Source organism: Amycolatopsis sp. SID8362 (assembly GCF_010550475.1).
GTDB lineage: Bacteria > Actinomycetota > Actinomycetes > Mycobacteriales > Pseudonocardiaceae > Amycolatopsis > Amycolatopsis eburnea.
In genome coordinates this window covers 1-3,817 of the sequence record NZ_JAAGNB010001785.1, presented here as the reverse complement: position 1 = coordinate 3,817, position 3,817 = coordinate 1, and the positions used below count along the sequence as shown (strand labels likewise).

The window sequence follows — 3,817 nt, the reverse complement described above, 5'->3', positions numbered from 1 at the left end:
GCTCCCCGACGGCTTCGCGGTGCGCTACGAGCCGGCGACCCCGCCCCTGGAGGTCGGCGGCGACTGGTACGACGTCGTCACGCTCGGCGGCGACCGGATCGGCATCGTCGTCGGCGACTGCGTCGGCCGGGGACTCACGGCGGCCGCGGTGATGGGGCAGCTCCGCAGCGCCTGCCGCGCGCTGCTGCTGGAGGCCAACGGCCCGGCGCGCACCCTGAACACGCTCGACCGCTTCGCCGACCGGCTGCCGGGTGCCTTGTGCACCACCGTCTTCTGCGGGGTCCTCGACCCGGCCACCGGCACGCTGACCTACAGCAGCGCCGGGCACCCGCCCGCGACCCTGGTGCACCGCGACGGTTCGGCGGAGTTCCTCGACGCGGGTGGCAGCCTGCCGCTCGCCGTGCGCGTCGAGGCGAACCGGCCGGAGGCCACCGCGGTCGTCCCGGTCGGCTCGCTGCTGATGCTCTACACCGACGGGCTCGTCGAACGCCGCCGCGAATCCCTCGACGACGGCATCGCCCGGGCCACCGAAGTGGCCCACGACGTGCGGGAGGCCGACCTGACCGACCTCGCGGCCGGCCTGATGGGCCGGCTCCGGCCCGACGACGGCTACGAAGACGACGTCGCCCTGCTGCTCTACCGCCGGTCGGTGCCCCCGCTGCAGCTCGACTTCGCGGCGCACCCGGACAGCCTCGCCTCGACCCGCACCTGGCTGCGCGCGTGGCTCGCCACCACGGAGCTCGAGACCGAACTCGCCCAGGACGTCCTCGTCGCGACGGGCGAGGCGTGCGCCAACGCCGTCGAACACGCCTACCCCGGCGCGTCGGGCGGCAACGCGCACCTCGCCGCCCGGTTCACCGGCTCCCGGCTGGTCGTCGTGGTCACCGACGACGGCCGCTGGAAGCAGCCACCACCGGACAACCAGGTGCTGCGCGGCCGCGGCATGGCGATGATGGAGGCACTGGCCGACGCGGTCACCGTCCGGCACGACGCCGACGGCACCACCGTCACGCTGGAATGGAGAACCGGTCCGTGAGAACGCCGCTCACGCTGGACGCCGGCCGCGGCGACGACGGCGACCCGACGCTGCGCGTCACCGGCGAGATCGACCTGAGCAACGCCGCCGAGTTCGGCGCGGCCCTGGACCGCCAGCTGGCGGCGGGGACCGCGGTCACCGTGGACCTCACCGGGGTGGCCTACCTCGACAGCGCGGGCGTCGCGGTGCTGTTCGACCGGACCGGGGAGCACGACCTGCGCCTGATCGCCCCGCGGCTGCTCGAACGCGTTTTGCGGGTGCCCGTCTCGCACTGGTCGCGAAGGTGACCGTCCGGTGAAGGATTGACCCGCTCCGCTTCGGGTACGTCACCCGAAGCGACGGTCGCGGGGTGGGTTGTGCCGCCGGCCGCCGCGAGGTGGTTCCCGGCGCCAACCCACGACGTTCAGCAGCGAGCGCCGGGCCGGAACCACCGCTTCACGCCCGGCTCCCGCTCCCAGCCGGCTCCCGGGATGTCGTGAACGACCCTTTCACTTCGTCCGACGACAGGGTCGCGCCGGCGAGCGGGTGACCGGCCACAGAGTCGCCTGGCCGCGTGGTCTGCCCGGCGTCGCGGGGATGTTGTGAAAGGGTCATTCATGTCGTCTGGCGACATGAATGAGTCATTCACTACGTTCCGCGGCAGGGTGCTGGCAAAGTCGCGCTGGTGGGCGGGTGCCCGGCCGCAGGCCGGCTGCGTGGTCTGCCCGGCGCGCGGGGATGTCGTGAAAGGGTCATTCATGTCGTCTGGTGAGGTGAATGACCCATTCATGTCGTTGCCGGGGACCGCTACGCGCCGGGTGTTGCGGAAGACGCACCACCCACGGGTAAGGTTTCGCCGTTCCGTTGAAGCAGCAGCGGTGCGCTCGACCACCGCCGCCCGGAACGGGAGATGATCACGTGACCGGTGAACCGCTCCCGCCGGAGCACCTCGACGAACTGACCGCCGCCATGGCGGGGCTGACCGACGCGCTGGAGTCCGAACCCGCCGAAGCCGAAATACTCGACGCCGTCTGCGCGGAGGCCGTCCGCGCCGTGCCCGGTGCCGACATGGCCAGCATCACCGCGATCCGGGACGGCGAGCCGTCGACCGTGGCGTCCACCGACGAGCGCGCCGTCGAGATCGACCGGTTCCAGTACGCGGCGGGCGAAGGCCCGTGCCTGCGGGCCGCCGCGACCGGGGAGATCGTGCGGCTGCCGCTGGTCGCCGCGGACGTCGTCTGGCCTTCGTTCACCACGCACGCCCGCGCGCTCGGCGTCGGCAGCTACCTCGCCGCGCCGCTTCGGGTGGACGAGCACCTCTCCGGCGCGCTCAACCTCTTCGGCTACGGCGACCACGGGTTCGCCGAGACCGACTCGCGGTTGCTGCAGCTCTACACCACGGTCGTCTCGTTCGGGCTGCGCACCACCCGGCGCTACCGCCAGGCTCGAAGGCAGGCGACCGAGCTGGAAGCGGCGATGCGCACGCGGGCGGTGATCGAGCAGGCCAAGGGCATCCTGATGGCCGTGCACCGGATCGGTGCCGACGACGCGATGAAGCGGCTGGTCGCGGAGTCCCAGCACACCAACGTGAAGCTGCGGGACGTCGCGGCCCGGTTCGTCGAAGACCTGTCCGCCGGCTGAGCCGCTCAGGCGGTGCGGCGCACCGGGAACGGCCAGGTCAGCGTGATCACGGTGCCGTCGGCGGTGGAGCGGAGGTCGAGCCCGTCGACGAGCGCCTGGATCAGGCGCAGGCCGCGGCCACCGTCGTCGCGCTCGGTGATCGACTCCCAGCGGCCCTGGTCGGCGACGGTGATGACGAGCACCTCCTCGTCGACCCGGGCGCGGACGTCGATCAGCCCCGGCCGGCCGCCGTAGGCGTGGTCGAGCACGTTGGCCATCGCTTCCCAGCACGCCAGCACGACGTCGTCGGCCTGCCTGCCGACCTCGTCGCCGGCCCGCCGCCGCAGCCACGAAATCAGGTGACGGCGCAGGCTCGGCAGCGTCCGTGGCGAAATCGTGCCGCGGTACCGCCAGCCATCCGATCCCAGCTCTTCCACGTTCACCTCCCCGGGGGACTGTCGGTTTGCTACCCACCGGTTCGGCATCTCAATCACGAGTAACGACTTTCCCTGCTGCGTTCGGCCCTGGTGCGTGGTGCGCCCGCCGTGATCGGATGGGCGGATGACTCGGTCGACGTGGTCCGTGGTGCTGTGCGCGGTGCTGGCCGCGCCCCTGCTGTCCGTCCCGGCGGCCGCCGCGGCCTCCGCGCCGGGGCCGGGTGCGGTGTCGCACTTCGGCCTGGCCCGGAAGGACTGCCTGGGCACCGCCCGCAACACGGCGAGCAAGGCGTGGTTCACGGTGGCGGGCGGCGTGCTGTCCGACGTCTACGCGCCGGTGATCGACAACACGAACGTCGAGTCGCTGCAGTTCGCGGTCACCGACGGGCGCAGCTTCACCGACCTGCAAGCGCGCGACATGACCTACACGGTCCGCACCAGCGCGGGCGGGATGGCCTGCGAGGTGACCTCGACCCCGCGCAGCGGCCGGTACCGGCTGGTCACCGAGTACCTGGCCGACCCGGCCCGGACCGGCGTCCTGATCCGCACGCGCCTCGAACCGCTGCTGGGCTCCGGCGACGACCTCAAGGTCTACGTCCGGTACGACGCGAGCGTCAACGGCAACGGCGGGGGCGGCCCGGCCAACGGCGGCGGGGACACCGCCACCGTCGACGCGGCGACGAGCGCGCTGGTCAGCGCCGACGCGAACACCGTCTCCAGCGCCCCGGCCCGCGACTACGGCACG

4 protein-coding genes and 1 pseudogene are annotated in these 3,817 nt (G+C 72.7%); 4 read left to right on the top strand and 1 reads right to left on the bottom strand.

What is annotated here, in order from left to right:
- From G3I65_RS54735 to G3I65_RS54725, 3 genes are all read left to right on the top strand, one after another.
- A partial coding sequence (locus G3I65_RS54735; RefSeq protein ID WP_160704371.1) for a SpoIIE family protein phosphatase occupies positions 1 to 1,036 on the top strand: 1,036 nt, incomplete at its 5' end.
- Positions 1,033 to 1,323, top strand: a complete 291-nt coding sequence (locus G3I65_RS54730; protein ID WP_309236116.1) for an STAS domain-containing protein — start codon at positions 1,033 to 1,035, stop codon at positions 1,321 to 1,323. The genes G3I65_RS54735 and G3I65_RS54730, both read left to right, overlap by 4 nt.
- Positions 1,324 to 1,933: 610 nt before the next feature.
- Positions 1,934 to 2,656: a GAF and ANTAR domain-containing protein gene (locus G3I65_RS54725; protein ID WP_160704369.1), complete on the top strand. Its 723-nt coding sequence runs from the start codon at positions 1,934 to 1,936 to the stop codon at positions 2,654 to 2,656.
- 5 nt (positions 2,657 to 2,661) lie between these two features.
- Here G3I65_RS54725 and G3I65_RS54720 read toward each other — a convergent pair whose 3' ends face one another.
- Positions 2,662 to 3,072: an ATP-binding protein gene (locus G3I65_RS54720; RefSeq protein ID WP_160704367.1), complete on the bottom strand. Its 411-nt coding sequence runs from the start codon at positions 3,070 to 3,072 to the stop codon at positions 2,662 to 2,664.
- A gap of 124 nt (positions 3,073 to 3,196) precedes the next feature.
- On the opposite strand from G3I65_RS54720, the pseudogene G3I65_RS54715 reads away from it, so the two are divergent.
- Positions 3,197 to 3,817: pseudogene (locus G3I65_RS54715) on the top strand (glucan 1,4-alpha-glucosidase); the annotation flags it as partial.